General features: G+C 72.4%; 25 protein-coding genes. 13 read left to right on the forward strand and 12 right to left on the reverse strand.

All coding sequences use genetic code 11. From position 1 onward, the window contains the following. Positions 1–47: 47 nt before the first annotated feature. Positions 48–524, forward strand: a complete 477-nt coding sequence (locus tag A6P39_RS15115; RefSeq protein ID WP_067054156.1) for a MarR family winged helix-turn-helix transcriptional regulator — start codon at positions 48–50, stop codon at positions 522–524. Between the two features lie 290 nt (positions 525–814). Here A6P39_RS15115 and meaB read toward each other — a convergent pair whose 3' ends face one another. Both meaB and A6P39_RS15125 read right to left on the reverse strand, forming a co-directional pair. Beyond that, positions 815–1,771 (reverse strand): methylmalonyl Co-A mutase-associated GTPase MeaB, encoded by a 957-nt coding sequence (gene meaB, locus A6P39_RS15120; protein WP_067054157.1) that lies wholly within the window; start codon positions 1,769–1,771, stop codon positions 815–817. 34 nt (positions 1,772–1,805) lie between these two features. Then, positions 1,806–3,005, reverse strand: coding sequence for an acetyl-CoA C-acetyltransferase (locus A6P39_RS15125; protein WP_067054159.1), 1,200 nt, complete (start codon positions 3,003–3,005; stop codon positions 1,806–1,808). 148 nt (positions 3,006–3,153) lie between these two features. On the opposite strand from A6P39_RS15125, the gene mce reads away from it, so the two are divergent. The 7 genes from mce (at position 3,154) to A6P39_RS15160 (ending at position 13,130) form a co-directional block, all read left to right on the forward strand. Further along, a complete protein-coding gene (gene mce / locus A6P39_RS15130) occupies positions 3,154–3,594 on the forward strand; it encodes a methylmalonyl-CoA epimerase (RefSeq protein WP_067054161.1) in 441 nt (146 codons plus the stop codon). A 209-nt stretch (positions 3,595–3,803) separates the two neighbouring features. Beyond that, positions 3,804–7,718 carry a polarized growth protein Scy gene (scy, locus tag A6P39_RS15135; RefSeq protein WP_067054163.1) on the forward strand — a complete coding sequence of 1,305 codons (3,915 nt, stop codon included), beginning with the start codon at positions 3,804–3,806 and terminating at the stop codon, positions 7,716–7,718. 182 nt (positions 7,719–7,900) lie between these two features. Further along, positions 7,901–8,836 (forward strand): cellulose-binding protein, encoded by a 936-nt coding sequence (locus A6P39_RS15140; RefSeq protein ID WP_067054165.1) that lies wholly within the window; start codon positions 7,901–7,903, stop codon positions 8,834–8,836. 130 nt (positions 8,837–8,966) lie between these two features. Then, complete coding sequence (locus A6P39_RS15145) at positions 8,967–9,920, forward strand: ATP-binding cassette domain-containing protein (protein ID WP_067054167.1); 954 nt, start codon at positions 8,967–8,969, stop codon at positions 9,918–9,920. Between the two features lie 5 nt (positions 9,921–9,925). Continuing rightward, on the forward strand, positions 9,926–10,699 hold the full coding sequence (locus A6P39_RS15150) for an ABC transporter permease (RefSeq protein WP_067054369.1): 774 nt from the start codon (positions 9,926–9,928) through the stop codon (positions 10,697–10,699). 131 nt (positions 10,700–10,830) lie between these two features. Continuing rightward, positions 10,831–12,255 carry an ABC transporter ATP-binding protein gene (locus A6P39_RS15155; RefSeq protein ID WP_067054169.1) on the forward strand — a complete coding sequence of 475 codons (1,425 nt, stop codon included), beginning with the start codon at positions 10,831–10,833 and terminating at the stop codon, positions 12,253–12,255. Next, on the forward strand, positions 12,252–13,130 hold the full coding sequence (locus A6P39_RS15160; RefSeq protein WP_067054171.1) for an ABC transporter permease: 879 nt from the start codon (positions 12,252–12,254) through the stop codon (positions 13,128–13,130). The genes A6P39_RS15155 and A6P39_RS15160 overlap by 4 nt, the downstream gene beginning before the upstream one ends. A gap of 12 nt (positions 13,131–13,142) precedes the next feature. Here A6P39_RS15160 and A6P39_RS15165 read toward each other — a convergent pair whose 3' ends face one another. Next, positions 13,143–13,475, reverse strand: coding sequence for an ATP/GTP-binding protein (locus A6P39_RS15165; protein ID WP_067054173.1), 333 nt, complete (start codon positions 13,473–13,475; stop codon positions 13,143–13,145). A gap of 223 nt (positions 13,476–13,698) precedes the next feature. On the opposite strand from A6P39_RS15165, the gene A6P39_RS15170 reads away from it, so the two are divergent. Continuing rightward, a complete protein-coding gene (locus A6P39_RS15170; RefSeq protein WP_067054175.1) occupies positions 13,699–14,727 on the forward strand; it encodes an LLM class flavin-dependent oxidoreductase in 1,029 nt (342 codons plus the stop codon). A 111-nt stretch (positions 14,728–14,838) separates the two neighbouring features. Here A6P39_RS15170 and A6P39_RS15175 read toward each other — a convergent pair whose 3' ends face one another. Next, positions 14,839–15,231 (reverse strand): SCO5389 family protein, encoded by a 393-nt coding sequence (locus tag A6P39_RS15175; RefSeq protein WP_067054177.1) that lies wholly within the window; start codon positions 15,229–15,231, stop codon positions 14,839–14,841. A 276-nt stretch (positions 15,232–15,507) separates the two neighbouring features. On the opposite strand from A6P39_RS15175, the gene nucS reads away from it, so the two are divergent. Next, positions 15,508–16,179 (forward strand): endonuclease NucS, encoded by a 672-nt coding sequence (gene nucS / locus A6P39_RS15180; protein WP_067054179.1) that lies wholly within the window; start codon positions 15,508–15,510, stop codon positions 16,177–16,179. Between the two features lie 57 nt (positions 16,180–16,236). Here the strand turns inward: nucS and A6P39_RS15185 are convergent, their stop codons facing one another. From A6P39_RS15185 to A6P39_RS15200, 4 genes are all read right to left on the reverse strand, one after another. Beyond that, entirely contained in the window at positions 16,237–18,849 is a 2,613-nt protein-coding gene (locus tag A6P39_RS15185; RefSeq protein WP_067054181.1) for an AAA family ATPase, read from the reverse strand. Between the two features lie 240 nt (positions 18,850–19,089). Then, a complete protein-coding gene (locus A6P39_RS15190) occupies positions 19,090–19,413 on the reverse strand; it encodes an STAS domain-containing protein (protein ID WP_067054182.1) in 324 nt (107 codons plus the stop codon). A 213-nt stretch (positions 19,414–19,626) separates the two neighbouring features. Next, positions 19,627–20,475 carry a 3-hydroxyacyl-CoA dehydrogenase family protein gene (locus A6P39_RS15195; protein ID WP_067054189.1) on the reverse strand — a complete coding sequence of 283 codons (849 nt, stop codon included), beginning with the start codon at positions 20,473–20,475 and terminating at the stop codon, positions 19,627–19,629. A gap of 295 nt (positions 20,476–20,770) precedes the next feature. After that, complete coding sequence (locus A6P39_RS15200; protein ID WP_067054371.1) at positions 20,771–21,409, reverse strand: TetR/AcrR family transcriptional regulator; 639 nt, start codon at positions 21,407–21,409, stop codon at positions 20,771–20,773. Positions 21,410–21,507: 98 nt separating this feature from the next. On the opposite strand from A6P39_RS15200, the gene A6P39_RS15205 reads away from it, so the two are divergent. The 3 genes from A6P39_RS15205 to A6P39_RS15215 are packed head-to-tail and all read left to right on the forward strand — an operon-like array spanning position 21,508 to position 23,642. Beyond that, a complete protein-coding gene (locus tag A6P39_RS15205; protein ID WP_067054191.1) occupies positions 21,508–22,293 on the forward strand; it encodes an ABC transporter ATP-binding protein in 786 nt (261 codons plus the stop codon). 13 nt (positions 22,294–22,306) lie between these two features. Continuing rightward, positions 22,307–23,056, forward strand: a complete 750-nt coding sequence (locus A6P39_RS15210; RefSeq protein ID WP_067054193.1) for an ABC transporter permease — start codon at positions 22,307–22,309, stop codon at positions 23,054–23,056. Between the two features lie 13 nt (positions 23,057–23,069). Beyond that, entirely contained in the window at positions 23,070–23,642 is a 573-nt protein-coding gene (locus tag A6P39_RS15215; protein ID WP_067054195.1) for a cob(I)yrinic acid a,c-diamide adenosyltransferase, read from the forward strand. A 56-nt stretch (positions 23,643–23,698) separates the two neighbouring features. Here the strand turns inward: A6P39_RS15215 and A6P39_RS15220 are convergent, their stop codons facing one another. From A6P39_RS15220 to A6P39_RS15235, 4 genes are read right to left on the reverse strand one after another with little or no spacing between them, the layout of a single operon-like run. Continuing rightward, entirely contained in the window at positions 23,699–23,908 is a 210-nt protein-coding gene (locus tag A6P39_RS15220) for a hypothetical protein (protein WP_067054197.1), read from the reverse strand. Further along, positions 23,908–24,333: a hypothetical protein gene (locus A6P39_RS15225; RefSeq protein ID WP_067054199.1), complete on the reverse strand. Its 426-nt coding sequence runs from the start codon at positions 24,331–24,333 to the stop codon at positions 23,908–23,910. Before A6P39_RS15225 ends, A6P39_RS15220 begins: the two co-directional genes overlap by 1 nt. Positions 24,334–24,388: 55 nt before the next feature. Beyond that, positions 24,389–25,858 (reverse strand): sensor histidine kinase, encoded by a 1,470-nt coding sequence (locus tag A6P39_RS15230; RefSeq protein WP_067054201.1) that lies wholly within the window; start codon positions 25,856–25,858, stop codon positions 24,389–24,391. Next, the gene (locus A6P39_RS15235) at positions 25,855–26,604 is read right to left on the reverse strand and encodes a response regulator transcription factor (RefSeq protein WP_067054203.1); all 750 of its coding nucleotides are present in this window, start codon (positions 26,602–26,604) and stop codon (positions 25,855–25,857) included. The genes A6P39_RS15230 and A6P39_RS15235 overlap by 4 nt, the downstream gene beginning before the upstream one ends. Positions 26,605–26,613 lie beyond the last annotated feature (9 nt).

Here is a 26,613-nt window from a genome sequence, read left to right on the forward strand (position 1 = left end):
ACCACCCGAAGTAGTACGCCATTCAACTTCTTAGGTAGACTTCATTCATGGAGACCGAAACGGCCACGCGCTGGCTGACCGATGCGGAGCAGTGCGCCTGGCGCACCCACCTGGAGGTCAACAGGCTGTTGACGTACCAGCTGGAGAAGGATCTGCAGCCGTTCGGCCTGACGATGAACGACTACGAGATTCTCGTGAATCTGTCCGAGTCCGACGACGTACGCATGCGGATGAGCGACCTCGCCTCCGCGACACTGCAGTCCAAGAGCCGGCTCTCGCACCAGATCACGCGCATGGAGAACGCGAATCTGGTGCGCCGCGAGAACTGCGAGTCCGACCGGCGGGGGCTGTACGCGGTGCTGACCGACCACGGCATGGAGACGATGAAGAAGGTGGCACCCCACCATGTCGCCTCCGTGCGACGCCACTTCATCGATCTGCTGTCGCCGGACGCACTGACGGAGCTGGACAAGGCGCTGAAGCCGATCGCCGAGCATCTGCGGGGGCAGCGCGGGCGTCCTTGACGCGCCCGGTGGCACTCGGCCGCTCAGCAGGCCCGTCGGCCGCCCAGCCGGCCCGTCACCGGCGCTCTTCCCGAACCACCCGCGTTCACCCCTGTGTTCAGCCAGGCGCCCGCCCGTGTGCGGGCGCCATGGCCCCATTGCGGGTCCACAGGCCGGGCCGGGGGCCGGGCCCGCCGCGGCCGCCACGCCGACCAGTGCCGGGCCGGACGGGGAGCAGTTCCCCGGCGGGGCGAGGAACAGGTGGATCAAGGCGGATCAAGCCGTCGGTGCCGAGCGGGAGTTGACCGGGCTCAGCCCTGTGTCAGGCCGGCCACCAGCTCGTCCGCCGCACGGTACGGGTCCAGTTCGCCCGCGACGATGCGCTCCGCGAGCGCACTGAGCCGGCGGTCGCCGTGGAGGTCGCCGATGCGCTCGCGCAGGGCCGTCACCGCGATGGTCTCCACCTCGCGGGCCGCGCGGGCCCGGCGGCGCTCGGCGAGCACACCGCGCTCCTCCATCCACGCACGGTGCTTCTCCAGGGCCTCCACGACCTCGTCGACGCCTTCGGCGCGGGCCGCGACCGTCTTCACGATCGGCGGGCGCCAGTCGCCGGGTCCGCGGGCCTCGCCGAGGCCCAGCATGTGGTTCAGCTCGCGGGCCGTGGCGTCCGCCCCGTCCCGGTCGGCCTTGTTGACCACGTAGACGTCGCCGATCTCCAGGATGCCCGCCTTGGCCGCCTGGATGCCGTCGCCCATGCCGGGCGCCAGCAGGACGACGGACGTGTCCGCCTGGGAGGCGATCTCCACCTCCGACTGGCCGACGCCCACCGTCTCGACCAGGATCACGTCGCAGCCGGCCGCGTCGAGGACCCGGATGGCCTGGGGCGCCGCCCAGGCGAGGCCGCCCAGGTGGCCACGGGTGGCCATCGAGCGGATGTAGACCCCGGGATCCGAGGCGTGGTCCGACATCCGCACCCGGTCGCCGAGCAGGGCGCCGCCGGAGAACGGCGACGACGGGTCGACGGCCAGGACGCCGACCCGCTTGCCCTGCCTGCGGTACGCCGTCACGAGTGCGGAGGTCGAGGTGGACTTGCCGACGCCGGGCGAGCCGGTCAGGCCCACCACGTAGGCGTTGCCGGTCAGCGGCGCCAGCGCCGCCATGACCTCCCTGAGCTGCGGGGACGCCCCCTCCACCAGGGAGATCAGCCGGGCCACGGCACGCGGCCGGCCTTCCCTGGCCTGGGCCACCAGAGAGGAGACGTCCTGCATCAAACAGCTCCGTTCACTCGGGAGAAAGTACTGCTCAGGCCTTCGGTACCCGCACGATCAGCGCGTCACCCTGGCCGCCGCCACCGCACAGCGCGGCCGCGCCGACCCCGCCGCCGCGCCGCTTGAGCTCGAGCGCCAGGTGGAGCACGAGACGGGCGCCGGACATACCGATCGGGTGGCCCAGCGCGATGGCGCCGCCGTTGACGTTCACCTTTTCCGTGGACACGCCGAGGTCCTTCATTGACTGCACGGCGACGGCGGCGAAGGCCTCGTTGATCTCGACGAGGTCGAGGTCGGCGACGTCCAGGCCCTCCTTCTTCAGGGCGTGCTGGATGGCGTTGGACGGCTGGGACTGCAGCGAGTTGTCCGGGCCGGCCACATTGCCGTGGGCGCCGATCTCGGCGAGCCACTCCAGGCCCAGCTCCTCGGCCTTGGCCCTGCTCATCACGACCACGGCCGCCGCACCGTCCGAGATCTGCGAGGAGGTGCCGGCCGTGATCGTGCCGTCCTTGGCGAAGGCCGGGCGCAGTTTGCCCAGGGACTCCACGGTGGTGTCGGCGCGGATGCCCTCGTCCTTGCTGAAGACGACCGGCTCGCCCTTGCGCTGCGGGATCTCGACCGGGGTGATCTCGGCCTCGAAGACGCCGTTCTTCTGCGCGGCGGCGGCCCGCTGGTGCGACAGGGCGGCGATCTCGTCCTGCTCGGGGCGGCCGATGCCGAGGCGGGTGTTGTGCCTCTCGGTGGACTCACCCATCGGGACGTTGTCCCACGGGTCGGTCAGGCCGTCGTGGGCCATCGCGTCGAGCATCTCGATCGCGCCGTACTTGAAGCCCTCACGGGACTTCGGCAGCAGGTGCGGGGCGTTGGTCATGGATTCCTGGCCGCCGGCCACGACGATGTCGAACTCGCCGGCGCGGATCAGCTGGTCGGCGAGCGCGATGGCGTCGAGGCCGGACAGGCACACCTTGTTGACGGTGAGCGCCGGGACGTTCATCGGGATACCGGCCTTGACCGCGGCCTGGCGCGCCGGGATCTGCCCTGCCCCGGCCTGGAGCACCTGGCCCATGATCACGTACTGCACCTGGTCGCCACCGATCCCCGCACGGTCGAGGGCGGCCTTGATCGCGAGGCCGCCGAGGTCGGCCGCGGAGAAGGACTTGAGGGAGCCCAGGAGTCGTCCCATGGGCGTGCGCGCGCCCGCGACGATCACAGAGCTGGTCGTTCCAGAAGGCATGAGCTGCGATCCCCTTACCGGCCTGCGCGGCCGAGGAGTGAACGAGGGTTTACTTCGAATGTACTGATGGCACTCCGTGCCGTCACCGGCCCGTCGGTGTGATCGCGCGCACGTTGCGTAACCATGCGAGGAGCGCTGCACTGAATCCATGCTGACGCGAATCGACCACATCGGGATCGCCTGCCACGACCTCGACGCCACCGTCGAGTTCTACCGGGCGACGTACGGCTTCGAGGTGTTCCACACCGAGGTCAACGAGGAGCAGGGCGTGCGCGAGGCCATGCTCAAGATCAACGAGACCTCGGACGGCGGCGCCTCCTACCTGCAGCTGCTGGAGCCGACCCGTGAGGACTCCGCGGTCGGCAAGTGGCTCGCGAAGAACGGGGAGGGCGTCCATCACATCGCCTTCGGCACGGCGGACGTGGACGGCGACGCCGCGGCCATCCGCGACAAGGGCGTCCGGGTGCTCTACGAGCAGCCACGGACCGGCTCCATGGGGTCGCGGATCACCTTCCTGCACCCCAAGGATTGCCACGGTGTCCTGACAGAACTGGTCACTTCGGCCCCCGTTGAGTCCCCTGAGCACTGACTGCCGTACATAAGGGCCGGTAGGGTTGGGGGTGGTCGTCCCTGCACGCGGGGGACAACCGCATGCCGGGGTCCGGGTTTCGGGGGACGAGCGTCGGGGCAGCAGCCCGTGCTCCGCCGTTGATCTGACACCATTTCCCCGGGGGCCCCGTTCGGCGGATGGACGAGGCTCGTTGCAGAAGCTGACCAGGGGACGGATGGGACCGCGCAGTGCGGGGCTACGAGAGCCAGGAGCGAGAGCCGGCGGCTGACGTCGACCACCTCTCTCGGTTCGAGGCCGAGATGAAGCGGCTGAGGACCGAGCGGGAAAAGGCGATCCAGCACGCCGAGGACCTCGGCTACCAGGTCGAGGTGCTGCGCGCCAAGCTGCACGAGGCGCGCCGCACCCTCATGACCCGGCCCGCCTACGACGGCGGTGACATCGGCTACCAGGCCGAGCAGTTGCTCCGTAATGCCCAGATCCAGGCCGACCAGCTGCGCCAGGATGCCGAGCGGATGGCCGCGGAGGCCCGCGCGCAGACCCAGCGCATCCTCCAGGAGCACGCCGAGCAGGCGGCCCGGCTGCAGGCCGAGCTGCACCAGGAGGCGGTCACCCGGCGCCAGCAGCTCGACCAGGAGCTGGCCGAGCGCCGCGCCACGGTCGAGTCGCACGTCAACGAGAACGTGGCCTGGGCCGAGCAGCTGCGCTCCCGCACCGAGCAGCAGGCCCGCCGCCTGCTGGAGGAGTCCCGCACCGAGGCCGACCAGGCGTTGGCCGCCGCCCGCGCGGAGGCCGAGCGGCTGACGAACGAGGCCCGCCAGCGGCTGCAGAGCGACGCCGAGGCGGCGCGCACGGAGGCCGAGCAGATCCTGCGCCGCGCCCGCACGGACGCCGAGCGCCTGCTGAACGCGGCGTCCACCCAGGCCCAGGAGGCCACCGACCACGCCGAGCAGCTGCGCACCAGCACGGCCAGCGAGTCGGACGCGGCCCGCCGGCAGGCCGCCGAGCTGAGCCGGGCCGCCGAGGAGCGGATGGCGGCGGCCGAGGAGGCGCTGCGCAAGGCGCAGGCCGAGGCCGAGAAGCTGGTCACCGAGGCCGAGCAGGCCGCCGCGAAGACCCTCTCGAGCGCCGAGGCCGCGGGCGAGTCGCGCACGCGTACGGCGAAGGAGCAGGTCGCCCGGCTGGTCGAGGAGGCCACCAAGGAGGCCGAGACCACCAGGTCCGAGGCCGAGCAGCTGGTCGCGGACGCCCGTGCCGAGGCCGAGAAGATCGTCGCCGAGGCCGCCGAGAAGGCCCGCACGATCACCGCCGAGGAGAGCGCCACCCAGCTGTCCAAGGCGGCCAAGACCGCCGAGGACGTGCTCAACAAGGCGTCCGAGGAGGCCAAGCAGACCACCAAGGCCGCCGCCGAGGAGGCCGAGCGGATCCGCACCGAGGCCGAGGCCGAGGCGGACCGGCTGCGCGCCGAGGCGCACGACATCGCCACCCAGCTCAAGGGTGCGGCGAAGGACGACACCAAGGAGTACCGCGCCAAGACGGTCGAGCTGCAGGAGGAGGCCCGCCGGCTGCGCGGCGAGGCCGAGCAGCTGCGCGCCGACGCGGTCGCCGAGGGCGAGTCGATCCGGGCGGAGGCCCGCCGGGAGGCGGTCACGCAGATCGAGGAGGGCGCCAAGTCCGCCGAGGAGCTGCTGGCCAAGGCCAAGGTGGACGCCGACGAGCTGCGCAAGAGCGCGACCGCCGACAGCGAGAAGGTCCGCACCGAGGCCATCGAGCGGGCCACCAGCCTGCGCCGGCAGGCCGACGAGACCCTCGAGCGCAGCCGCAAGGAGGCCGAGCGGCTGCGCGCCGAGGCCGAGGAGCAGGCCGAGGCGGTCCGCACCGACGCCGAGACCGCCGCGCGCGAGCTGCGCGAGGAGACCGAGCGTGCGATCGAGGCCCGGCGCACCGAGGCGGCCCAGGACCTGACCCGGCTCCAGACCGAGACGCAGGAGCGGCTGGAGTCGGCCGAGCAGGCGCTCGTCGAGGCTCGTGAGGAGGCCTCGCGGATCCGCCGCGAGTCCGCCGAGGAGGCCGAGCGGCTGCGCGCGGAGTCCGCCGAGCGGATCCGCACGCTCCAGCAGCAGGCCGAGGCCGAGGCCGAACGGCTGCGCGACGAGGCCGCGGCCGACGCGTCCGCCTCCCGCGCCGAGGGCGAGTCCGTCGCCGTACGGCTGCGCTCCGAGGCCGCCGCCGAGGCGGAGCGGCTGAGGACCGAGGCGCAGGAGACCGCGGACCGGGTGCGTGCGGAGGCGCAGGCCGCCGCCGAGCGGCTCGGCACCGAGGCGTCCGAGACGCTGGCCGCCGCGCAGGAGGAGGCCGCCCGGCGCCGCCGCGAGGCCGAGGAGACCCTCGGTTCCGCGCGGGCCGAGGCCGACCAGGAGCGGGAGCGGGCCCGCGAGCAGAGCGAGGAGCTGCTGGCCTCCGCCCGCAAGCGGGTTGAGGAGGCCCAGGCCGAGGCGACCCGGCTGGTGGAGGAGGCCGACCGGCGCGCCACCGAGATGGTCTCGGCCGCCGAGCAGCACGCCCAGCAGGTGCGGGACTCCGTCACGGGGCTGCACGAGCAGGCGCAGGAGGAGATCACCGGGCTGCGCTCGGCCGCCGAGCACGCGGCGGACCGTACGAGGCGGGAGGCCGAGGAGGAGGCGGACCGGGTCCGCGCCGACGCCTACGCCGAGCGGGAGCGGGCGAGCGAGGACGCCTCGCGGATCCGGCGCGAGGCCGCCGAGGAGACCGAGGCCGCCAAGGCGCTGGCCGAGCGTACGGTCGCGGAGGCGATCGCGGAGGCCGAGCGGCTGCGCGCGGACGCGGGCGAGTACGCCCAGCGGGTGCGCACGGAGGCCTCGGACGCGCTGGCCGAGGCCGACCAGGCGGCGTCCCGTACCCGGGCGGACGCCCGCGAGGACGCCAACCGCATCCGCTCGGACGCCGCGACCCAGGCCGACACCCTCATCACCGAGGCCCGCAACGAGGCCGAGCGGCTGCAGACCGAGACGGTCGCCGAAGCCGACCGGGTGCGCACGGAGGCGCTGGCCGAGGCCGAGCGGCTGCAGTCGGAGACCGTGGCCGAGGCGGACCGGGTCCGCGCGGAGGCCTTGGCGAACGCCGAGCAGCTCATCGGGGAGGCCACCGGCGAAGCCGAGCGGCTGCGCGCCGAGGCGGCGCAGACGGTCGCCTCGGCCCAGCAGCACGCCGAGCGGGTGCGGGCGGACGCCGAGCGGCTGCGGGCGGACTCGGAGGCGGCGGCCGAACGGCTCGTCAACTCCGCGCGCGAGGAGGCCGAGCGGACCCTGGACGAGGCCCGCAAGGACGCCAACAAGCGCCGTTCGGAGGCGGCCGAGCAGGTCGACACGCTCATCACGGAGACCACGGCCGAGGCCGACAAGCTGCTCACCGAGGCGCAGCAGCAGGCGCTGAAGACGACCGCGGACGCCGAGTCGCAGGCCGACACGATGGTGGGCGCGGCCCGCAGCGAGGCCGAGCGGATCGTGGCCGAGTCGACGGTGGAGGGCAACTCCCTGGTGGAGAAGGCCCGTACGGACGCGGACGAGCTGCTGGTGGGTGCCCGCCGGGACGCGACCGCGATCAGGGAGCGTGCCGAGGAGCTGCGCGACCGCATCACGGCCGAGATCGAGGAGCTGCACGAGCGGGCCCGGCGCGAGGCCGCCGAGACGATGAAGTCCACCGGCGACCGCTGCGACGCGCTCATCAAGGCCGCCGAGGAGCAGCTGGCCAAGGCGGAGGCGAAGGCCAAGGAGCTGGTCTCGGACGCCGATTCCGAGGCGGGCCGGGTGCGGATCGCCGCCGTGAAGAAGGCGGAGGGGCTGCTCAAGGAGGCCGAGCAGAAGAAGGCCAGCCTCGTCAAGGAGGCCGAGGAGCTGAAGGCCGAGGCGATCCGGGAGGCCCGGCGCACGGTCGAGGAGGGCAAGCGCGAGCTGGAGATCCTGGTGCGCCGCCGCGAGGACATCAACGCCGAGATCTCCCGCGTCCAGGACGTGCTGGAGGCGCTCGAGTCCTTCGAGACCCCGTCGGCCGGCAAGGACGGCGCAGTCAAGGCCGGTGCGACGGTCGGCGCCCCCCGAACGGGTGGCAAGTCGTCAGACGGCTAGCGCGCCGGGGACGTTCCGGTGTCTTCTGGGGGCTTTGCCCGGGTCTTTGGCAAGCCTTCCGGCCGTCAGCCACTCAAAAGGGGTCTCATTCTCCAGATCAAACACGTATCCGCTCGATGACACACCGCTTCGGCCCCTAGGATTCCCCTTATCACCTCACCGGTCTCATTGACAGGAACCCCATGAGCGACACTTCCCCCTACGGCTTCGAGCTTGTGCGGCGTGGGTACGACCGCGCTCAGGTGGACGAACGTATCTCCAAGCTCGTCTCCGACCGTGACAGCGCTCTCACCCGGATCACCGCCCTGGAGAAGCGCATCGAGGAGCTGCACCTCGAAACGCAGAACGCCCAGGCCCAGGTCACCGACGCCGAGCCGTCGTACGCGGGTCTCGGCGCGCGGGTCGAGAAGATCCTGCGCCTGGCCGAGGAAGAGGCCAAGGAGCTGCGTGAGGAGGCCCGGCGGGCTGCCGAGCAGCACCGCGACCTCGCCGAGTCCGCGGCCCAGCAGGTCCGCAACGACGCCGAGTCCTACGCCGCGGAGCGCAAGGCCAAGGCCGAGGACGAGGGTGTCCGGATCGTCGAGAAGGCGAAGGGCGACGCCTCCCAGCTGCGCGCCGAGGCGCAGAAGGACGCGCAGTCCAAGCGCGAGGAGGCGGACGCCCTCTTCGAGGAGACCCGCGCCAAGGCCGCGCAGGCCGCCGCCGACTTCGAGACGAACCTCGCCAAGCGCCGCGAGCAGTCCGAGCGCGACCTGGCCTCGCGTCAGCAGAAGGCCGAGAAGCGGCTGGCGGAGATCGAGCACCGCGCCGAGCAGCTGCGCCTGGAGGCGGAGAAGCTGCGCACGGACGCCGAGCGCCGCGCCCGCCAGACGGTGGAGACGGCCCAGCGCCAGGCCGAGGACATCGTGGCCGACGCCAATGCCAAGGCGGACCGCATCCGTTCGGAGTCCGAGCGGGAGCTGGCGGCCCTCACCAACCGCCGCGACAGCATCAACGCCCAGCTGACGAACGTCCGCGAGATGCTGGCGACGCTGACCGGCGCCGCTGTCGCCGCCGCGGGTACGCCGGGTGAGGACGAGCCCATTTCCCGCGGGGTGCCGGCGCAGCAGACCCGGTAACCGAGGGGTGGTGGGGAGCTGCCGGTCCGTCGTGGTCGGCCGCGCAGTTCCCCGCGTCCCTTCCGGGGCGCGTCGCGGAGCCCTCTGCCCTCAAGTGGCAGGGGGCTTTTTCCCGTCTTAGCGTGGGCGCATGATCGAGTTGACGGGCCTGACCAAGCGGTACGGGGAGAAGGTGGCGGTCGACCGTCTCACCTTCGCGGTCAGGCCTGGCATCGTCACCGGGTTCCTCGGGCCCAACGGGGCCGGGAAGTCCACCACCATGCGGATGATCCTCGGGCTCGACCACCCGACGGCCGGCGACGTCCGGATCGACGGCAAGCACTACGACCAGCTCGAGGACCCGCTGACGTACGTCGGGGCGCTGCTGGACGCCAAGGCCGTGCACGGCGGGCGCAGCGCCTACAACCATCTGCTGTGCCTCGCGCAGAGCAACGGGATCCCGAGGCGCCGGGTGGCGGAGGTGCTGGAGACGGTCGGGCTCGGCGCCGTGGCGAGGAAGAAGGCCAAGGGGTTCTCGTACGGCATGGGGCAGCGGCTCGGGATCGCCGCCGCGCTGCTCGGCGATCCGCGGATCCTGATGTTCGACGAGCCGGTCAACGGGCTCGACCCGGAGGGCATCCACTGGATCCGGCACCTGATGAAGTCGCTGGCCGCGCAGGGGCGGACGGTGTTCGTCTCGAGCCATCTGATGAGCGAGATGGCGCTGACCGCCGATCATCTGGTGGTCATCGGGCAGGGCCGGCTGCTCGCGAACACCTCCATGGCCGACTTCATCCAGCAGAACGCGCGCTCGTACGTGCGGCTTCGCTCACCGCAGCGCGAGCGGCTGCTCGACGTGCTGCACGAGGCGGGGATCACCGTCGTCGAGGCGGGCGCGGGCCCGCTGGAGGTGGACGGGGGCAAGGCCGAGCAGATCGGCGAGCTGGCGGCGCGGCACGGGATCGTGCTGCACGAACTGAGCACCCAGCAGGCTTCGCTCGAGGAGGCGTTCATGCAGCTCACGGCCGAGGCGGTGGAGTACCACGCGCAGGCCGGCCCGGGAGTCGCCCGGCAGGACCGGGGCACCGGCTGGAAGGGGGCGTGAAGACCATGGCAGCCGAACAGGTCATCCGCTCCGAGTGGACCAAGATCCGCTCGGTGGCGTCCACGGTGTGGACACTGTCGGTGGCCGTGGTCGTCACCATCGCGCTCGGGATGCTCATCTCCGCGCTGTCGCGGAGCCAGTACGACTCGATGCCGATCAGCGACCGGCTGTCGTTCGATCCCACCTTCGTGTCCTTCGCGGGCATGACGCTCGGCCAGCTCGCCATGATCGTGTTCGGGGTGCTGGTGGTGTCGAACGAGTACAGCACCGGCATGATCCGGGTCTCGCTGGCCGCCGTGCCGCGCCGGGGCACCTTCCTGTTCAGCAAGGTGGCGGTGGCCACCGCGCTCGCGCTGGTGGTCGCCATGGCGACCAGCTTCGCCGCGTTCCTCCTCGGGCAGGCGATGCTCGGCCCTTACCGGGCGCGGATCGGCGACCCGGGCGTGCTGCGCGCGGTGATCGGCGGCGGGCTGTACATGACGCTGATCGCGGTGTTCTCCATGGGGGTCGCCGCGATGCTGCGCTCGCCGATGCTGTCGCTCGGCATCCTGATGCCGTTCTTCTTCCTGATCTCCAACATCCTCGGCAACGTCGACGCGACGAAGAAGATCGGCCGGTTCCTGCCGGACCAGGCGGGCAGCAGGATCATGCAGGTGGTGCCGAGAATCGGTGACGACCGGCCGTACGGGCCCTGGGGCGGGCTCGGGATCATGGTGCTGTGGGTGATCGCCGCGCTCCTGGGCGGCTACGTCGTCCTCAAGCGCCGGGACGCCCAGTAGCCCTAGAACGCACGCACCGTAGTACTTCGGCTTTACTTTCCCTTGGGCGGAACCGTCAGCGCCTCGATATCCTCCTAACCCTTACGGGGGCGTGCGCCCCGCTGTCCTGAACCTTTCGATGGGTGCGGAGCATGATCGAGGCTGTCGGCCTGACCAAGCGCTACGGCGACAAGACCGCCGTGTACAACCTTTCCTTCCAGGTGCGGCCCGGAGCCGTGACCGGCTTCCTCGGGCCGAACGGCTCGGGCAAGTCGACGACGATGCGGATGATCCTCGGGCTGGACAATCCCACGTCCGGCTCAGTGACCATCGGCGGCTACCCCTACCGCAAGCTGCCCAACGCGCCCCGCCAGGTCGGTGCGCTGCTGGACGCCAAGGCCGTGCACGGCGGGCGCACGGCCCGCAACCACCTGCTGAGCCTCGCCCAGCTGTCGGGCATCCCGGCCCGGCGCGTGGACGAGGTGCTCGGGGTCGTCGGCCTGCAGGCCGTGGCCAAAAAGCGCTCCAAGGGTTTCTCGCTCGGCATGGGCCAGCGCCTCGGCATCGCCGCCGCGCTCCTCGGCGATCCCCGGGTGCTGCTGTTCGACGAGCCGGTCAACGGCCTCGACCCCGAGGGCATCCTCTGGGTCCGCAACCTGATGAAGGCCCTCGCGGCCGAGGGACGCACGGTCTTCGTCTCCTCGCACCTGATGAGCGAGATGGCGCTGACCGCCGACCACCTGATCGTCATCGGGCGCGGCCAGCTGCTCGCCGACATGAGCGTGAGGGACTTCATCTCGGCCAACTCCGCCGACTTCGCGCGCGTGCGCACCCCGGACACCGAGCCGCAGCTGCGCGAGAAGCTGACCTCCGCGCTCACCGAGGCCGGCGGCCACGTCCTGCCGGAGCAGGACGGCGCACTGCGGGTGACCGGCCTGGCGCTGCCCCGGATCAGCGACCTCGCGCACGAGGCGGACGTACGGCTGTGGGAGCTGTCGCCGCACCAGGCCTCGCTGGAGGAGGCGTACATGCGGATGACGCAGGGCGCCGTGGACTACCGCTCGACCATCGACCAGAAGGCGGGCCTCCAGCAGCCGCTGCCGCCCGGCGCGCAGCCGCCGATGCCGGTGCCCGGCCAGGGCCAGCCCGGCTGGTACGCCCCACCGCCGCCCCAGCAGGGCGGCGGGCCCTTCCAGGGTCAGACCGCGGCCCCGTCCGGCCCGGCTGCCCCCGCGGGCCCGTACGGCGCCGCCCAGCCGGGCCCCTACGGCGCCCCGGCACCCAACCCGTACGCCCAGCAGCCCCAGCCCCCGGTCGCGGCCCCCCAGGCACCGCACCAGGCCCAGGCACCGGGCGCGGCCCAGGCCCCGGCAGCCCCCGCCCCGACCGCACCGCCGACCCCGCAGCAGGCCCACGCGCCCGCCCCGGCCCCGGTTTCCGCCCCGCAGGGCCAGGCCCCGGTTTCCGCCCCGCAGGGTCAGGTGCCGGCCGCGCCGCCGGCCCCGCAGCAGGCGCCCGCCGCCGCTCCCGCTCCCGCCGACCCGACCCGGACCCAGCCCAAGGACGACGCCCGATGAGCACCCACCAGCCCCCGATGCCGCAGGCCCCCGCAGCCTCGCCCGACTGGCAGGCGGCGCCCGGCGGGTCGTACCCCGGTTACACCTCGCCGATCCCGGTCGTGCGCACCCACCTCGGGCATGCGCTGGCCTCCGAGTGGACGAAGATCAAGTCGGTGCGGTCGACGATGTGGACGCTCGGCGTGTTCGTGGTCCTCGTCATCGGCATCGGTCTGCTGGCCGGCGCCGTGGTCAGCCACTCCTCCTCGCAGCTGAACGACCAGAACCCGCTGCAGCTCGGCTTCTTCGGGCTGCTGCTCGGCAGCATCTGCATCATGACGCTCGGCGTGCTGACCACGGCGTCCGAGTACGGCACCGGCATGATCCGGACGACGATGACGGCGTGCCCGAGCCGCGGCCGGGTGCTGGCCGCGAAGGCGATCGTGTTCTTCGTCCTCGCCTTCGTGATCACGCTGGCCGCCGCGTCCTTCGTGGCCATGGTCCAGAACTCCATGGTGCAGGGCAACGGCGCGCGGACCCCCACCGGCGGCGAGTGGTTCAAGGCCACCGTCGGGGTGAGCCTCTACCTGGCCCTGCTCGGGCTGCTGTCGCTGCTCATCGGCTCGGTCCTGCGGCACTCGGCGGGCGCCATCACCCTCATGCTGGGCGTGCTGCTCGCCCCGCTGGTGATCGCGCTGTTCATGTTCTCCGAGTCGCTGCACAAGGTCCGCGACTGGCTGCTGGAGTACTCGATCCCGAACCAGATGGGCGTGTTCTACTCCAACTCCCTCACCAACTCCGGCCCGTCGGGCTGGGAGCCGCTGTGGATCATGCTCGGCGTGACCGCGGCGGCGGGCGCCGGAGCCTACGCGCTGCTGCGCAGCCGGGACGTCTAGGCCCGGGGTTCTTCAGAACTTCGGCGCGTTACGGGGCCGCTGCACCCGCGTGGTGCGGCGGTCCTTCGCGTTCCAGCACGCCTTGTGCCAGTGCCGGCGGTCGTCCACGCCCGCGTGCTCCGGCCAGGCCACCACGTGCGGGACGCCGAAGGCGATCAACTGGTCGCAGCCCGGGCAGCGGTAGGTCTTGCCCTCCGCGCTCGCCCCGGCGACATGGCGCACGCTCCAGTCCTCACCCCGCCAGCTCTCGGTGGACTGCCAGCCGCCGTACCGGCCGGCCGGGTCGTCCTCGGCGCTGCGGCCCGGTGATCCGGCTGCCTTCGGTCGGTTGCGGCGCGGGGACACGGGACACCTCTCGGGGCTGTACGGGAAGCACGGGCTGCATCCAGCGTACGCGCCGCGGAGCGGGGTACGCGAAGGACCACCAACCCCTACAAGTCCCCCTCCAGGACGCACGATTCTGCAGATCATCCGCAAATCTCTCCGCCAGGCCGTGTCCTGGGCACGTGTCAGACGGTTATGCCGGATGGGGGAGCTCCGGGTCGGAGCCAAGGAAGCAGGAAATGCGATGTACGTAGGAAGCTTTGTGCTGGGCGCCCAGTTCCCGGGCCAGGGTCCGGGTGAGGCCCTGCACCGGGCGGTCCGCTCGGCGGAGATCGCCGAGGAGGCCGGGCTGGACGCGGTCTGGCTGGCCGAGCACCACTTCGTGCCGTACGGCACGTGCCCGTCCGCGGTCACACTGGCCGCGTATCTGCTCGGCCGCACCCGTCGCATCCGGGTCGGTACGGCGGTCAGCGTACTGCCCACCGCGCACCCGGTGGCCCTCGCCGAGCAGACCGCGCTGCTGCATCTGACGAGCGGCGGCCGGTTCACACTGGGCGTGGGCCGCGGCGGCCCCTGGGTCGACCTGGAGGTTTTCGGCACGGGCCTCGGGGCGTACGAACACGGATTCCCGGAGTCACTCGATCTGCTGCTGCGCTGGCTGCGCGAGCCGCGCGTGGCGGCCGACGGCGAGCGGTTCCGCTTCCGTGAGGTCCCCGTCGTGCCCCGCCCGTCGGACGCCCTGACGGAGACGCCGGGTCCCGAGGTCGTCATCGCCTGCACCTCCCCGGCGAGCGTACGGCTGGCCGCCGAGCGCGGGCTGCCGATGCTGCTCGGCATGCACGTCGGGGACGAGGAGAAGGCCGAGATGGTCGCCCTGTGGCGGCGCTGCGCCCGGGCGGCGGGCCGGCCGGACGACGAGATCGCGGACGCGGCCCATGTCTCGGCCGGGGTGTGCCAGCTCGCCGACCGGCGCACCGACGCGGCGGAGACCTTGCTGAAGGCGATGCCCGGCTGGCTGAAGCAGGGCCTGGAGGCCCATGTGACGGTCGACGGACGGACGCGCGCGATGCGCGATCCGCACGCCTACACCGAACTGCTCTGCGGACTGCACCCGGTGGGCACCCCGCGGCTCGCCGCCGACCGGCTCGCGGCCACCTCCGAGCGCACCGGCATCTCCCGCTTCGCCCTCCTGGTGGAGGGCTCGGGCGATCTCGCCGCCACCGAGGAGAACCTCCGGCGACTGGGCACCGAGGTGCTGCCCCAGCTGCGCTGACCCGGCGGGCCCGCACGGGGCCCTTGGGGGCTTGCCGCCCCAGTAGTGAATGCACCTCCCGCGGGTGGAGCGGCAAGCTGGCGGCTGTGTCTGCCGTACCGGGACTGCCCCTCAGCAGTCCCGAAGCTCCGGCGACTGGTTCAGCAACTGGCTGCGCACCGACGTGAAGCGGGTCAACGTCTCGTCCACTGCGGGGTCGAGCGGGAACACCGCCACGCGGTGGCAGTTCTGGAAGGCCAGCCGCACACCGAAGTGCCGCTGCAGGGCGCCGCGGATGGCGTCACTCGCGAGCGCACGCAGCAGCTGACCGCGTGCCTGCTCGTCCGGCGGGGGCGTCTGGTTGTCGGCGAACGGACCGCCGTCGACCTTCAGCTGGGCCACCAGGGAGCTGATCATCTCCCATGCGTAGGGCAGGGAGGTCCGGACGCAGTCGACGAATTCTGCTTCGTCGACCTCGCCTCGCTCGGCCTTTTCGAGTAGGGCCGGTGAGACGTCGAGCGACATGGGTTCTCCTCTCGCACCCCCACGGAGCAGGGGTTGCCGGACAGGTAAGGGAGTTCGCGATGTCGAACACGCTCAGTACATACGCCGCGACCTCACGTTCCCTACGGTAGGCAACGGTCGGTGACCACACCAGCAGAATGCGTATATGGAACGGTCTGCTCTGGCACACAATCGGCCAGGGATGAACAAGAGTTTCCAGGGACAATTGGGGCGATACACAGGGAGCGGGTTGGGCGAATCGCGCACACCGGCGCGCGTCGAGTAGCGTTGCCGACCATGCGTCTCGTCATTGCCCGCTGCTCGGTCGACTACGCCGGCCGGCTCACCGCCCACCTGCCCTCGGCGCCCCGACTGATCCTGGTCAAGGCGGACGGCAGCGTCTCCATCCACGCGGACGACCGGGCCTACAAGCCCCTCAACTGGATGTCGCCGCCCTGCACGCTGAAGGAAGGCGGCGGCGAGGAGGAAGGCGTCTGGACGGTCATCAACAAGGCGGGCGAGAAACTGATCATCACGATGGAGGAGATCCTCCACGACTCCTCGCACGAACTGGGCGTGGACCCCGGTCTGATCAAGGACGGCGTGGAAGCGCACCTCCAGGAACTGCTCGCGGACCGCATCGACACGCTCGGCGAGGGCTACACGCTCATCCGCCGCGAGTACATGACGGCCATCGGCCCGGTGGACATCCTGTGCCGGGACGCGGACGGCGGGACGGTGGCGGTGGAGATCAAGCGCCGGGGCGAGATCGACGGCGTGGAGCAACTCACCCGCTATCTGGACCTGTTGAACCGCGACCCCCATCTGGCCCCGGTCCGCGGCGTCTTCGCCGCCCAGGAGATCAAGCCCCAGGCCCGCGTCCTCGCCACCGACCGCGGCATCGACTGCCAGATCCTGGACTACGACGCCCTGCGCGGCATCGAGGACGACAAGCTCCGCCTGTTCTGACCCTCTTCGTGCCGCCCCCCGTTTCCCTGCGCGGAACCGGCGGGCGGCACAAGCGTGTCAGGCCACCGTGCCGGACGGCTGCGGTGCGCTCTGGGACGCCGAGGCGCTGCTGGTCGTCCCGCCCGTACCGCTCGTCGTGCTGCCGGTGGAGCCGCCCGTCGAGGTGCTCCCGGTGCCGCCCGTCGTACCGCCGCCGGTCGTGGTCCCTCCGGTGGTGCCCGTGGAGCCGCCGTTCGTGCCGGTGCCCCCGGTCGTGCCGGTGGACCCGCCCGTGCCGGTGCCGCCGGTCGTCGTGCCCGTGGAGCCGCCGTTCGTGCCGGTGCCGCCGGTCGTCGTGCCGGTGGAGCCGCCCGTGCCGGTGCCCCCGGTGCCGCCACCGGTACCGGTGGTCGAGCCGCCGCTCGAACTGGAGGACCCCGACGGCTTGGGCGACTTGGACGGCGGGGCCGAGGTCGAGCCGGAGCCGGAGGGACTGATGCTCTCCGACGGCCGGGCCGGGTCCGTGGTCGACGGCGCCGGGCCGCCCGCGGTGCCGGAGGTGCCGCGGGCGCCGCCGGTCACCGGCCGGCCGGTGGCCGCACCCGTCGTGCCGCCGGTGCCCTGGTTCGGGTCCGCGCCCAGGGTGCCGTCGCCCGTGCCCTGGCTGATGGAGGGGTTGACGCCGACCTTGTTCGAGGGGTTCTTGTCGGCGTTCTCGTTGGACGTCATGCCGAGCGTGACGACGGTGCCGAGCACGGCGGCGAGCAGCGCGCCGGAGCCCGCCGCCACCAGGTTGCGGCGGGCCATCCGGCGGATGCCCCCGGCACGGCTGTCGGCGCCGGCCGGAGCCACCGGGAGCTGACGGGTCACCAGGGGGTCGCCGAGGGGGGTGTACGGCGGCGGGGCCGACTCCTCGTGCCGTGTCTCCGGCAGCTCCTCCCCCGCCATGGCCGCCGGCCCGGGCAGCTCGCCGGAACGGTCGGCGACCAGGGCGAGGGCCCGGCGCCCGGCGACGGTGCCCCGCTTGTCGGCGAGCGCACCGCGCAGCCCGAGGGACGCCTCCAGTTCGGCGCGCGCCCGGTCGAGCTGTCCGCCGCAGAGCGCGAGCACACCCAACTCGTGGTGGAAATAGGCCTGTTCATGTACCTCGCCGGCCAGCCGGGAGGCTTCCGCACCGGTGCGCAGCGCGCGTTCCCAGGCACCCCAGTGCAGTCCGGCGGCGAAGGCGGGCGCGGCCGTACGGGCGAGCCGCACCGCACAGTTCTCCTCGCCCTCGGCCGTCGGCACGGTGTGCGGGACGACCGCGGTGAGCGCGGCCAGCAGCGCGTCGGCCTCCGCGCCCACCCGCTCGGGGGTGACCGAGGGATGGCCGGACCACCAGGCGTAGTGCTCGGCGGCGGCGAGCGCCCGGTCCCCGGCGTCGTCGGCGTATCCGGCGGCCTCCAGCTGGGCCGGTACCCCGGCCGCGAGGCGGTAGCGGGAGCCGACCGGGGAGACCAGTCCGCAGGTGGCCAGCTCGCCGAGGGCGGCGTCGGCGTGGGTGTCGCCGACCAGCGCGGGCAGATGCGCCTGGTGCGGCACCTCGCCGCCGAGGGCGACCGCGAAGCGCAGGGTGGCGCGGGCGGAGGCGCTGAGCCGGGAGGCGAGCAGCGGGGCGGGCGCGGCGGCCTCACCGAGCGAGGGCAGCGGCACGGCCTCCGCCTCCTGCGCCTCCGGTGCCGCCTGCTGGCGCACGTCCTCGAAGACGCCGTACTCGTCCACCGCCCCGGCGCCGGAGCGCAGTTCGTCGCGCTGCCTGAGCAGGGCGCCGGCCTGGACGAACCTGAGCGGCAGCCCCTCCGACTCGAACCACAGGTCACCGGCCCAGTTGGCCTCCTCCTCGGTGAGGACGCGGCCGACGGTCCGCTCCAGGATCTCCACGCCGCCGGCGCGGTCGAGGCCGCTGAGGAAGACCTCCTCGACCTGGGACTCGGCGGAGGGGGCGGGCACGTCGGGGGTGGCGCCGATCAGGAAGGCGCACTCACGGGCGGTGTCGAGGAGTTCGTCCAGGGCGGTGCCGCCGAACTCGATGTCGTCCAGGACGACGACGGCTCCGATCTCCGCGACGAGGGCGTGCAGTTCGTCGCGTTCCGGGCGGTGGCCGGGGGCGTCGTAGACGGCGCGGAAGAGGTCGTGGAGCAGTTCGCCGGCGGTGCGGTGGAAGCCGGAGAGCCGGACCACGCCGTCGGGGGCGAGGTCCAGGCAGTCCTCGGCGACCAGGTCGAGCAGGGCGGTGCGGCCGGAGCCGCCGGGGCCGGTGAGCCGGACGGAGCGGCCACGGGCCAGCAGCCGGACCAGGCGCTCGCGTTCGTCCTGCCGCTCGAGCAGGGACAGGGCCGGCTGGGCGGGGCCGGCCGGCACGGGCGGCCGGGCGGCCCGCTCGGTCTCGGCGCGCTCGGCGGCGGTGCGCTTACGGGGCCCGCCGGGGCGCTGGGCCGGCGGGCAGGGCTCTATCTCGCTGCCGTCGACGGGGTTGACGGTCAGCAGCAGATCACCGCAGACGACCTGCGCCGTGCGGGCGAGCGCGGGCGTGCTCTGGCCGAAGTCGGCGGTGAGGGATTCCCGGGGCGGGCGGCGGCTGTGCGCCTGGCCGTACTCCTCGGGTCCCGGGTGTCCCGGGTCGATCGGGTCCAAGGGTTCCCTGGATTCCATGGGATTCAAGCCCCCCAAAAGCGTCGTGTGCCCGGATTCCGGCCCCTCCCGGCCTTGTCGCACACTGCGCTGTCGCTTCTGGTCCGGACCCGCTCGGTCGAGGGTTGCGAGGCAGCGGGCGACCGAACCCTAAACCTTCGCTCAGTATCTCCGACAGGGCGGGGTGCCGTACGGTCCGAGAGGTCACAGTCTCGTGAGGATTGCCCTCGACGTGCGCATGCGCCCCGGCCGTCCGGCGGATCACACCCGGGGCAGCGACTCCACCCCGATGCCGCCCTCGATGGCGAGGATGCGGTGCAGCCGGGTGGCCACCAGCAGGCGCTGCATCTGGGGCGGGACACCGCGCAGCACCAGACGGCGACCGCAGCGGCCGGCCCGCCGATGGGCACCCATGATCACCCCGAGTCCGGTGGCGTCCCAGGAGTCCAGTTCGGACAGGTCGAGCACCAGGTCGCCGACCCCGTGATCGACGGCCAGGTGCAGGGCCGTACGGGCGTCCGCCGCGCTGCGGACGTCGAGGCGGCCCCCGACGACCAGCTCGGCATGGTCGCCCCTGATGTGCATATGCGCTCCCCGTTGAGTGAGGTTGGCGTATTCGATGTCGATGGTGTCGGTGCTGTCGCAGTTGTCGACGCTGTAGCTGCTGTCGGTGCTGTGCCCGGTCTGACTGTGCGAGTGGGGGTGCGGTTGCTGCTTGTAAGCGAACCGATACCGAATTCACCCCGGGGGGTGATATTCCCGGGGTGGATGTCCGGCTTGGGCGCCTACGGCCGCGTTTCAGTACGTGTAGAAGCCCTGCCCGCTCTTGCGGCCGATGTCACCGGCGTCCACCATCCGGCGCATCAGCTCCGGCGGGGCGAACTTCTCGTCCTGGGACTCGGTGTAGATGTTGCTGGTGGCGTGCAGCAGGATGTCGACACCGGTGAGGTCGGCGGTGGCGAGCGGGCCCATGGCGTGGCCGAAGCCCAGCTTGCAGGCGAGGTCGATGTCCTCGGCGGTGGCGACGCCCGACTCGTAGAGCTTGGTGGCCTCGACGACGAGGGCGGAGATGAGCCGGGTGGTGACGAAGCCCGCCACGTCCCGGTTGACGACGATGCAGGTCTTGCCGACGGACTCGGCGAACTCCCGCGCGGTGGCGAGGGTTTCGTCGCTCGTCTTGTAGCCGCGGACCAGCTCGACCAGCTGCATCATCGGCACCGGCGAGAAGAAGTGGACGCCGACGACGCGCTCGGGGTGCTCGGTGGCCGCCGCGATCTTGGTGATCGGGATGGCGGAGGTGTTGGAGGCGAGCACGGCCTCCGGGCGCACGATCTTGTCGAGCGCGCGGAAGATCTCGTGCTTGACCTCGAGCTTCTCGAAGACGGCCTCGACCACGACGTCCGCGTCGGCGGCGGCGTCCAGGTCGGTGGTCGCGGTGATGCGGGCCAGGGAGGCGTCGGCGTCGTGCGCCTCCATCTTCCCCTTGCTCACGAACTTGTCGTACGAGGCCTTGATGCCGTCGGTGCCGCGCTTGAGTGCCTCGTCGGTGACGTCACGCAGGACGACGTCCCAGCCCGCCTGTGCCGCGACCTGAGCGATGCCGGACCCCATGAGACCGGCCCCGATGACGGCAAGCTTCCGTGCCACTGACGACTCCCTCGAATGCGCTCCAAGTCTGCTTCTCCGGCGGACCATAGCGCTCTGACGGCGGTGTGTGAGCGGTTAGTAACGCGTGTCACGGTCTCAGGGAGTGAGACGCCCGTCACGGAGCCCCAATTCCGCGCGGGTTCGCGGAGTTTGGCGGCACCTTTTCTCACGGAACCGGCACATTGCACCCGATCTGACCACTACGCTCCGCGGACGGATGCCTACGGAGAACGCGCACTGTGGTGAACTGGTCGAGGAAATCGCAGCAGTTGAGCCCTCCGCCGTCCCCGTTCCGCTAGCGGCGCGCTACCGCATAGCCGAGGACCCGTTCGCTCAGCAGGTCCTCGATCTCGTCCAGCAGCACCAGCACCTCTCGTGACACCTCGCGCGGGTCGCGGCCCTTCACCATCTCGCGGCCGATGACCGCGATGACCGTGCCGTGGATCCAGCTGATCTGACCGGCCATCAGGTGCGGCAGTTCGTCGTCGGCGGGTGCGCCGGTCTCCTCGCGGAGGACCTCTTCCAGGTTGCCCTGGACCTCCTGGGCGAGGGCCCAGAGACGGGAGCGCAGGGCGGGGGCCTCCTCGATGACCCTCATGAAGACGGCGTAGCCGGAGAGCAGGCCGACCCGGGGGGAGACGGCCTCGACCTCCTCGCGCAGTTCGCGCAGGACGGCGGCGGCGGCCGACTCGCCCTCGGGGCGGCCGCGGACCCAGCGGGCGAGGCGGTCGACCATGCCGGCGGAGCGGTCGAAGAAGAGGTCCTCCTTGGCCGGGAAGTAGTTGTAGACGGTGTTGACGGAGACGTTCGCCGCCTCGGCGATCTCCGCGACCGTGACCGCGTCGAAGCCGCGCTCGACGAACAGACCCGTGGCGACGTCCGAGATGTACTGCCGGGTCTGCCGTTTCTTCCGTTCCCTGAGCCCCTCTGCCATGCCCCGCATCCTAGCTTCGCTGGGGCTCATGAAAACTTGGGCCTGATGCAAACTTGGTGTCGTTGCAAATTTTCAGGGACTCTGTTTTTCTGGTCCGCATGCCAGCAGTCATCAGCGCGGCGGGCCTCGCCCGCACCTTCCAGACCAAGGCCGGCCCCGTCGAGGCCGTCCGGGGCGTCGACCTCACCGTCCGCGAGGGCGAGATCCTCGGCTTCCTCGGGCCCAACGGCGCCGGCAAGACGACCACCCTGCGGATGCTCACCACCCTGCTGAAGCCGACCGGCGGCGCGGCGGCCGTCGCCGGACACGACCTGGCGACCGACCCGGCGGGGGTGCGCGCGGTGAGCGGGTACGTCGCCCAGTCCGGCGGGGTCGATCCGCAGATCACCGTGCGGGAGGAACTGGTCACCCAGGGGCGGATGTACCGCCTGTCGAAGGCCGAGGCGGTCGCGCGGGCCGAGGAACTGGCGCGCGAACTCGACCTCGTCGGCCTCCTCGACCGGAAGACCGGCGCGCTCTCCGGCGGCCAGCGGCGCCGGCTGGACATCGCGATGGCGCTCACCCACCGCCCGAAGGTCCTCTTCCTGGACGAGCCGACGACCGGCCTCGACCCCGGCAGCCGCGCCGACCTGTGGGACCTGGTGCGCCGGCTGCGCGACGAGCACGGCACGACCGTGTTCCTGACCACGCACTACCTGGACGAGGCCGACGCCCTCGCCGACCGCCTGGTGATCGTCGACCGGGGCGCGGTCGCCGCCGAGGGCACGCCGGGCGCGCTCAAGCTGCGGCACGGCGGCTCGCTCGACGCCACCCTCCAGGACACCTTCCTCGCCATCACCGGCCGCGGCCCCGCCGCGGCCGACGCCACCCCCGTAGCCGTCTAGGGATCCCGAGAAGATGCTGCTGAACGACACGGCCCTCATCTACGGCCGCTATCTGCGCCAGTCCCTGCGCTCCCGCTTCGCGCTGCTCTTCGGCGTGCTCACCCCGCTGCTCTACCTCCTCTTCTACGGCCCGCTGCTCACACGTCTGCCGCTGGGCGCGGGCGGCAGCTCCTGGCAGGTGCTCGTGCCCGGTCTGCTGCTCCAACTCGGCCTGTTCGGCGCCCTGTTCGCGGGCTTCACGATCATCGTCGAGAAGGGTCAGGGGGTGCTGGAGCGGATGCGGGTGACCCCGGTCAGCCGGCTCGCCCTGCTGCTCGGCCGGGTGCTGCGCGACGCCACGGTCTTCGTCTTCCAGGCGGTGCTGCTGGTGCTGGCCGCACTGGTGATGGGGCTGCGCGCACCGCTCGCGGGCATCCTGACCGGCTTCGCGTTCGTCGCCCTGCTCACGCTGTCGCTGGCCTCGCTGTCGTACGCGCTGGGGATGAAGGTCCGCACCCCGCAGGAGTTCGGCCCGCTCATCAACGCGGTGTCGATGCCGTCGATGCTGCTGTCCGGCCTGATGCTCCCGATGACCCTCGCGCCCGCCTGGCTGGACGTGCTCTCGCACTGCGTCCCGTTCCGCTATCTGGTGGACGCGGTTCGCGACGCGTACGTCGGCCACTACGCGAGCGCGCACATGCTCTACGGCGTCCTCGTCGCCGTCGGCTTCGCGGCCCTGGCCGTGACGGTGGGCACACGAGTGTTCCGGACGGCCGGGGCGTAACTACGCTGGCCGTATGGTCAATCTGACGCGTATCTACACCAGGACCGGCGACAAGGGCACCACCGCGCTCGGTGACATGAGCCGGGTCGCCAAGACCGACCTCCGGATCTCGGCCTACGCCGACGCCAACGAGGCCAACGCGGTGATCGGCACCGCGATCGCGCTGGGCGGCCTGGACGAGGCGGTCGTGAAGGTCCTCACCCGCGTCCAGAACGACCTGTTCGACGTGGGTGCGGACCTGTCGACGCCGGTGGTGGAGAATCCCGGGTTCCCGCCGCTCAGGGTCGAGCAGTTCTACATCGACAAGCTGGAGGCGGACTGCGACCGCTTCAACGAGCAGCTGGAGAAGCTGCGGTCCTTCATCCTGCCCGGGGGCACCCCCGGCGCAGCCCTCCTCCACCAGGCCTGCACGGTCGTACGCCGGGCCGAGCGCTCCACCTGGACGGCCCTGGAGGCCCACGGCGAGACGATGAACCCCCTGACCGCGACCTACCTCAACCGCCTGTCCGACCTGCTGTTCATCCTGGCGCGAATCGCCAACAAGGAGGTCGGGGACGTGCTGTGGGTCCCCGGTGGGGAGCGCTGAGCACACCCCCGCGCCGAGCGCGCGTCCCGCTGGGCGCGCCCCCGCTCCCCACCCGGTCACCGGTCCGCGTCGCTCGTCGCGTCCCGGTCGGCCGCCGCGGCCTCCGACTCGGCCGCGTTCACCTTCTGCTGCATCTGCGCGTATCCCGAGGGCGTGCCGGAGGGGGCCGGTGTTGTCCTCGGGGCCGCGCCGGTGTGGTGCGCGCAGCCGGCGGTGAGCGCCACGAGCAGGGCCACCGCCGGCAGCGCGGCGTGCCGGGCCCGCATCAGCCCGCCGCCTCGGCCCCGCCGCCCGTCGCGGCCTTGCCCATGTCGTTGTCCTTGCACCAGGTGGCGACGCCGGTGAGGTCCTTCTGCCGCTGCTTCAGGTTCGTCACCAGCGACTTGCGGAAGTCCAGCCGGTCCTGGAGATACGTGGCGATCGCCGTGTGACCCGCCTTCTTCGCGTTGTCCACGCGCTGCTCGAGCCGGGCGACCGAGCCGCGCCGGCCGGGCCCGGCGTCCAGCCGCTTCAGGGCCCGCTCGATGCGGCGGTCGATCTTCGGCACCCGCTTGCACAGCGCCGCCGCGCCGTCACCGGTGGGGGCCGGCCTCGGGCTGCTGTCGGCCGCCGCCGCGCCGGTCGTGCCGGCGAGTACGGCCACCACCGCGCATCCCGCGAGGAGCGTGCGCGTCCCTCGTCCTATGTACATCTGCCTCTCCGTTCAGTCCCCGGACGGCCATCGCGTCCGTCCGTCACGACGGACGCTAGGCAGGGTCTTTGGGGAAACTCTGTGACCGGTTTGCCCCGGCTGTGCCGATCAGCCAGTCCCGTCGGCCGGGCAGGCCGCCGCCGTCGGAGGGCAGCCGTACGACGAAGCGGGCGCCGGTGCCGCCGGGCCCGTCCGTGACGGTGACGCTCCCCCGGTGCAGCGCCGCCTGCTGGGCGACGAGGGTGAGGCCGAGGCCGGAGCCCGCGCTGTCCGGGCCCCGCTGGAAGCGCTCGAAGACGCGGGCGCGGGCGTCGGCCGGGACGCCGGGACCGTGATCGTCCACGGTGAGAAGGACCTCTCCGGTGCCGCCCGGCACGCCCACGCCCACCCGCACCCGCACCCGGCCCTCCCCGTCCCGGCCGTGGGCGAGGGCGTTGGCCAGCAGGTTGTCCAGCAGCAGCCGCAGTCCCGGCTCCCAGCCGTGCACGGTGAGCCCCGGTGCCGCGTCCAGGACGATGTCCGCGTCCGGGGCGCGGCGCCGGGCCTCGGCCACGGCCGCGTCGGCGACCTCGGCGAGATCGACGGCACCGAACGCCTCCGCCTCCACCAGGTCACCGCGCCCCAGGTCCCGCAGCATCACCAGCAGCCCGAGCAGCCGGGCGTGTTCGCGGCTCAGGTCGGCGACCACCTCGGCGCGGTCCGGCTCCGGCAGACGGGGGTGGGCGGCGAGGATGTCGAGGTTGGTGCCCATGCTCATCAGCGGGGTGCGCAGTTCGTGCGCGGCCGCCGCGGAGAAGGAACGGGCGGTGTCCAGGGCCTGGCCGGTGCGGGCGGCCTGCTCGTCGTAGCGGGCGAGGACGACGCGCAGCGTGGCGGCCAGTTCGTCGACCTCCCGCACCCCGGTGCGCTCCTCGGGCAGCCGGGTCGCGCTGGTGCGCGGATCGAGGCCCGCGGTACGGCGGGTGAGGCGGCGCAGCGGCGCGCTCACCCCGGCGGCCAGGCCCCAGGCGAGCAGCCCGGACAGGGGTGCGGCGAGTATCGCGGTGACGACGACCCGGCGCCGCACGAGCGGGATCTGCACGCGGCCCGCGATGTCGGGCGAGAAGAGCCACAGCGTGCCGGAGGCCGGGCCGGCCTGCACCGGCCGGGCCAGGGCACGCCAGCTGCGCCCGCCGCCGTGCACGGTGACGAACCCGGAGGTCCGCTCGGGCAGCGTCACCGCGGGGCCGGGCTGCGGGCCGCCGCTGAAGGCCGTGTCCTGGCCGATCACGCGTACGCCGACGTCGAGGGCCGCGTCGAACAGCTGCCGTTCCCGGGTATCGGCGGCCTTGGGGTGACCGTTCGCCGCGGCCCGCAGCAGCGCGCGGGCGTCGGGGGCGAGGGCCGTCGCACGCCGGCGCAGGTGCTGGTCCTCGGCCCGGTGCAGATCGAGGGCGACCAGGTGCAGCAGCAGCCAGCCGCCGGCCAGCACCAGCAGCGGGACGGTGCAGCCGACGGCGAGGCCGATGCGGGCGGAGAGTCTCACGGTGCGTCCCCCGGTTCGTCGCGTTCCCGTAGTTTCCGGGGCTCCCGGGGTTCCCGCAGTACGAAGCCGACGCCCCGGACCGTGTGGATCAGCCGGGCGCGGCCCTGCGCCTCCAGTTTGCGCCGCAGGTAGCTGACGAAGGTGTCGACGGCGTCGGTGCGCACCTCGAAGTCGTATCCCCACACCCGGTCCAGCAACTGGTCGCGGGTGAGGACGAGGCCAGCGTTGCGGACGAGGACCTCGAGCAGCTCGAACTCGCGCCGGGTCAGCTCCAGCGGGGTGCCGTCGCGCTCGGCGGTGCGGGCGGCCGGGTCGATCACCAGGCCCGCCGCCCGCAGCAGCTCCGTCCGGCCACCGTCGGCCGGCGGTCGGCGGCGCAGCAGGGCGCGCAGCCGCAGCTCCAGTTCCTGCAGGGCGAACGGCTTGACCAGGTAGTCGTCACCGCCCGCTTGGAGCCCGGCGATCCGGTCGGCGGTCTCGTCCAGCGCCGAGAGCATCAGCACGGGCAGGTCGCGGCCCGCGGCGCGGAGCCGGGTGCACACCTCGATGCCGCTCATGCCGGGCATGGACACGTCGAGCACCAGGACATCGGGCGCGGTGGCCTCGATCGCGGCCAGCGCCTCGGAGCCGTCGGCGGCGGTCGTCACCGAGAAGCCGCCGAGCCTCAGGCCGCGCTCCAGCGAGCGCCGGATCGCCGCGTCGTCGTCGACGACCAGCACCGCACCGGAACCCGCCCTGTCACTCATGCGCCCTCC

The organism is Streptomyces sp. FXJ1.172 (assembly GCF_001636945.3).
Taxonomy (GTDB): Bacteria; Actinomycetota; Actinomycetes; order Streptomycetales; family Streptomycetaceae; genus Streptomyces.